The sequence below is a fragment of the Actinomycetospora sp. genome (assembly GCF_036497585.1).
Lineage (GTDB): Bacteria > Actinomycetota > Actinomycetes > Mycobacteriales > Pseudonocardiaceae > Actinomycetospora.
The window spans coordinates 1-5,229 of record NZ_DASXJD010000086.1; the positions used below are offsets into that span (position 1 = coordinate 1).

General features: G+C 70.9%; 3 protein-coding genes. All 3 read right to left on the reverse strand.

Annotated elements, in window-relative coordinates; all coding sequences use genetic code 11:
• A partial coding sequence (locus VGH76_RS07635) for a hypothetical protein (protein WP_331556030.1) occupies positions 1-1,860 on the reverse strand: 1,860 nt, incomplete at its 3' end.
• Entirely contained in the window at positions 1,860-3,584 is a 1,725-nt protein-coding gene (locus VGH76_RS07640; RefSeq protein ID WP_331556031.1) for a phage portal protein family protein, read from the reverse strand. The genes VGH76_RS07640 and VGH76_RS07635, both read right to left, overlap by 1 nt.
• 665 nt (positions 3,585-4,249) lie before the next feature.
• Positions 4,250-4,996 carry a hypothetical protein gene (locus VGH76_RS07645; protein ID WP_331556032.1) on the reverse strand — a complete coding sequence of 249 codons (747 nt, stop codon included), beginning with the start codon at positions 4,994-4,996 and terminating at the stop codon, positions 4,250-4,252.
• Positions 4,997-5,229: the final 233 nt, after the last annotated feature.

Below are 5,229 nucleotides of genomic sequence, written 5' to 3' on the forward strand. Positions count from 1 at the left end.
GTCCCGCCCGGTCAGCAACCCCCGCAGGTCGTCGTGGGTCTTCTTCTTGCTGGACCCGAGCGACCCCGCCTTCCACCACTCCCCGCCGAGGTGGGTGCCCTTCGGGGCGCGGGGGTGCTTCGCCTCGTTCCAGAACGACAGCGACACCGGCCGACGCCGCCGCTTCTTCTTCCGCTTCCCGAGGGCCACGAGGAACGCCGCCCGCCCCGTCGCCGACCCGGTGACCCGCGGGCCGTCACCCGACGCCCGGACCGGGACCGACCCGACCTGGACGGCGAGGTCCACCGGCACGCGTGTCCCGCCCTTCTTGCGGCGGTATCGATGTGGGCCGTCGGCCAGCTCGATCCCCGCCTGCCCGTTGGAGTGGGCGTGGGACTCGGCCTTGTCGGCTTCCCACTCGGCGAGCGCCTTGCCGGCGGCGGCCTGGGTGTCGGGGTGAACCTGGCCGCCCCCGACGGCCCACCGCTTCACCGTGTTCACAGCCGACGCGATCGCGTGGGACTCGGCCATCCCGCCCCGGATCAGGGCCTTCGCGATGTGCTGGATGTAGGGGGGAAGCTGCTTGCCCTTGTGCCGCCACAGACCGGGCCCGCCGGGGGCACCGATCGGGGACGGGGTCGACGCCTTCTCCATCGAGTCGACGGCCATCCCGACCGTCTTCGACGGGGCGGGCGGGTGGGCTTTCGCGTCGGCGGCGGCCTTCGCCTTCGCCGCGACCAGCGCGGCCTTCGCGGCGGCGACCTCGGCGGCGGCGGCCTTCTTGTCGGCGGCGGTCTTCGCCTTCGCGGCGGCGGCGGTCGCCGCGATCAGCCGCTTCGACGCGGCGGTCTGCGCCGCGGACGACGAGCCCGAGCTACCCCCCGACGAGGACCCCGAGCTACCCCCCGACGACCCCTTCGACCCCGACCCCTTCGACCCCGACCCCGACCCCTTCGACCCGGAGCCCTTCGACGAGCCCGAGCCGGAGCCGCCGCCGCTCTTGTTCGTGAACTTCCCGCCGCCCGCCTTCCCCTTCGCGACCCGCGGGTGCTTCGAGTTGAAGTCGCCCTCCGCGGACGTCGTCGGGTGGAACGAGCGGGTCGCCGGGTCGTAGGTGAGGCCGTCGCCCTGGACCTCGGTGCCGCCGGGGCCCGGCTTCGGCTTCTTCGACGACGCGGCCAAATCGACAGCCCTCCCAGACGACACGGACGCCGCGATCGCGGCGTCCCCCGGTAGATGGGCCGGTTCCCGGACCGTCGTCCCCGGCAGCGGCGCCACCTCGGGGACACCGCCCGACAGGAACGCGGCCCCCGCGTGGGGTGGGCCCGCCACACACCGGCACCCGACGTGCGGCCCGAGCCCCGGCAACCCGATCGCGGGCGGATGGGTCGGGTCGAAGTTTTTCCCGGACGCCGCCGCGCACTCCGGGGTCACCCGGTCGTCGTCGCGGGCGTACCACCCCAACGTCCGGCCGTAGGCGGCCCGCGCCGCATCCAGGCGCATCGCCCCGATCTCCCGGGCGGCCTGCGCGGTCTGGTGCTGCCGCAGGTAGCGGCGCTCCGCGGTGGCCTGCGCCGACGGGTCGTCGGCGGCCTGGGTGCGCTGCGCCGCCCGGATCAGATACGCCGCCCGGAACACCGGCCCGGCGTTGTGGACGACGGAGGCGCCCGGCCCGATCCCGACCGCCGACGACATCGGGTTGTCGGCCTGGACCCGGGCCAGCGCCGCCGCGAGCTCAGGGGACGCGTGGAGCTTGTCGCGGAGCGCCGCCACCAGCGCCGCCCGCCCCACCTCCACCGTCGCGAAAGACGTCGACCGCTCCGCCGACACCGCGTCCGCGATCTCCCGCAACGCCCGCACCGGGACCCGCCGCTTCGGCATCAGGGCCCGGCCTGCTCAGTGACCAGCCGGTACGCGGTGTCGATCGCCCCGACCATGTCGGAGGTCGCCGCGACCACCGCCGGGCGCTTCGGGGCGGCCTTCGGGGCCGGGCGCCCCACCGGCGGCGGGGGGGTCGCCGGGCCCGGCTGGGGTCCCCCCGGGCCCGGTGGGGGCTTCGCCGAGGAAGTGGGGACACCCTGCGCGGCGGGGTCCTGCTGGAACTGTTGGGCGAGGGCCTCGGCCTGCTTCTTCCGGTCGATGGCGTCCTGCTTGATGGACTCCTGGACCTGGTCCGGGTCGAGACCGCACAGATCCGCGACCACCATCGTCAGCTGGTCGACGAAGTCCCGGGGCACGTTCAGGGTCGGGGCGATCACCACCGACTTGAGCAGGTCGAACGCCTTCGTCGAGGCGTCCTTCGACAGCGGCCCGATCTGGATGCGGGGCACCGGGGCCTTGATGCCGTAGTTGTAGGCGACCAGCGGCGCGAACAGCTCCCGGCGGAGCGCGTCGGCGATCTCGTCGGCGACGGCCTGCCGGGCGGACATGAAGAACTCCGACTGGTCCGCGGACAGCGCATAGGACCCGGCCCCGGACTTCGAGGTGTGCGCCGGCAGCTCGGTGAACCCGGCGAGCGCCGACGTCATCATCGACGACTCCAGGTAGGTGATCGCCGCCTGGAACTGGTCGGCGCCCTTCCCCGAGGACTCCAGGATCTCGAAGGCCTTGTCGCCGGGCGCCCCGGTCCGGGAGATACCGAGGACCCCGGACGACTTGAGTCCGGCGAGCATCTGGGCCCGCCGCTCGGCCTGGGCGTCGTCGTCGCCGTAGACGACGGTCTTCGGCAACGCCTGCTGCTCCAGGTAGGAGAACCACAGGAACAGCACCTTCTGGGTGGTCTGCCAGCACCACAGGGCGACGTCGAGGTCGGACTGGCCGTTGATGGGGTCCCGGTACTGGCCGTGGACGTAGATGAAGGCCCGGTTCGGGTTGACCACGACGTAGCCGGGCATCGACGACTTCTGGATGCCGGGGCCGGTCGCGTTCGGCCAGTACCCGGCCACCGGGACGATCCGCTGCCGGAAGCCGCGGGGGCGCCCGGTCGCCGGGTCGAACCCGGCCTCGCAGCCGGTCGCCGGTCGGTGGGCGACGTCGGAGTAGATGACTTGGCCCTTGTCGTTGACCTCCCAGGAGGTCTCGAAGAACGCCCGCCGGTAGGTGAACCCGGAGGTCATCTGGGAGATGATCAGGTCGAGTTTGTCGCCGAGGTTGTCTTCGACGAGGGCGGCCTGGCCGGTGTCGCCGTCGTCGGCGGTGATCTTCCAGGGGGCGCCGCGCAGCGGCAGCGTCAGTACCTGCTCCAGGGAGCGGGCCTTCCCGGAGCGGGAGAGCATGGAGCGGAAGTCGGCGGCGTCCTGCTCGCCGTAGTCGAAGACCCGCCCGGAGTCGAACGACGCGAAGATCCGCTGCCAGGGGTCGAATGGCGAACCTTGCTCGTCGGCGAGGAGTTGCTTGCGTTCGGCGGTGGAGAGGGTGTCGCCGCGCATCGCTTCGAGGGCGGCGGCGTAGGCGAACGAGCCGCCGGAGACTCCGGCTTGGGCGGAGGTGTAGGCGGCGCCGTGGGAGCTGGGGCCGCTGCCGTTGCTGGTGCTGCCGTTGCTGGTGCTGCCGTTGCTGGTGTTGCCCTTGTCGGGGCTGGTGCTGCCGTCGGGGGTGGTGGGCACTGCGGATCACCTCCGTTTCGGGGGGTTGAGGTGATCGACAGCGCCTGGCCCAGGTCCGGACCTATGGGCCCGTAAAGGGCCCTCACTAGCCCGCTGAGGCAGTGGGTCCCTACCCCTATCCGGTTACCCCAGGAAACTAAACGATCTCCCCTCCGGGGATCGCTAGATCGACTTGGGTCCTGAGTAGGGGATCTAAAGATCGTTCCGATCTTGGTCCGGGCACTTTTTTGCCCCCCAGAGACACGAGCGCCCCGACGGACATATCCAGTCCGCCGGGGCTTTTCTCGTCACTCACCAGGCTGAGTGATGCCAAAATCGCTTGGGCCTGGTTGCGAGGTGGTCCGTGACTTTCCGTCGACACCGGGCGCGGACGCTCAGTGAGTTGCCAGCTGCTCTGCCATTGAGCTACCGAGGCACGTGGAGCCTCGGACGGGACTCGAACCCGCAGCCACTGGTCTAGGTCGTCCTATGTCTCCAGATTCGACGGGGACCGGGTTTTCTGATCTTGGAGCGAGATCGTGAGCGTTGCTCTGGGCCGACGATGCCTCTGCCATTGGGCTACCCCGACTCGTGGTGTCGGGAGAGGGACTCGAACCCCCACTGGACGCCTGCGCCCGTGATCTTGATCGTGAGATTCAGATTGGCGCTCCTGCGCGCCGACGACCCTAAGCCCCGTCGATCAAGAACGCCATCAGATCCGTCCCCACCGACGCGGGCTCCGCCTCGGTCATGTTGGCCTCCTCGCGGGCCGCCTTGAGCGACGCGAGCAGAATGTCCGCCCGATCGAGCATGTCCTGCACGACCTGACCCGGCAGCTTCCCCGAGTAGTCGACCTTGTCCCAGTAGCCGGCCAGGTGCTGCTCCGCGCTCAACTGGACCTGCGCCGGGTGCTCCGTGGTCGCCGGGTACAGCACCACCGGGACCGGCTTCTGCACCTGCCGGGCCGTCGTGATCACCGGGGTCGCGTAGGCCTGGGCGTCCTCGTTGAAGGTCCAGGCGACCGCCGGGTCGAGGACCGGGAGCTTCCGGACGAAGTCGCGCCACTCGGCGACCTGCTTCTCCAGGTACAGCAGCAGCGTCACCGGGGCGTTCTCCAGCAGCGGCGTCGACCGGCCCGGGAGGGTCACGTTGGCGGCGGCGCGGGTGTTGGCGGCGTCCTTGGTGGCGGTCACATCCCAGAGCTGAGTCAGGAGACCCCGCACCACTTCGAGCTGCTCGTGGGCGCGGACCTGGACGTCCTTGTCCTCGTTGGGGAGCTGCTCGCCGTCGTCGGCGCGCGGCCGGTAGCGGCGGGTGATCCCGGAGAGGAGGGGCTCCTTGCCGAGGGTGTTGAGGATCTCCATCCAGCGGGAGTCGGTGCGGGCGGCGACGCCTTGGGAGGCGGCGAGGATCTGGTTCAGACGAGGGGCCATCGGGCGACCGTATCGAGCGGCGCATCGTGGTTTCTGTCTGACGGCAGACCGTTAGACGGCTAACCGTCTGACTGCAAACCGTAGCTATCCGCCCGGCTAGGGACTAAGCTAGCGGTATGACTTTGAGCCCCGCCGCCGCTGACCAAGCCTTCGCTCGCGCCCAGGCCTCCTACGACAACGCCACCCCCGACGACCTGTACGTGTTCGACGACGACCACGACGGATACGAGCCC

Coding starts and splice junctions, on each gene's coding strand:
- VGH76_RS07645 (WP_331556032.1), bottom strand. CDS start 4,996: ATGGCCCCTCGTCTGAACCAGATCCTCGCCGCCTCCCAAGGCGTCGCC.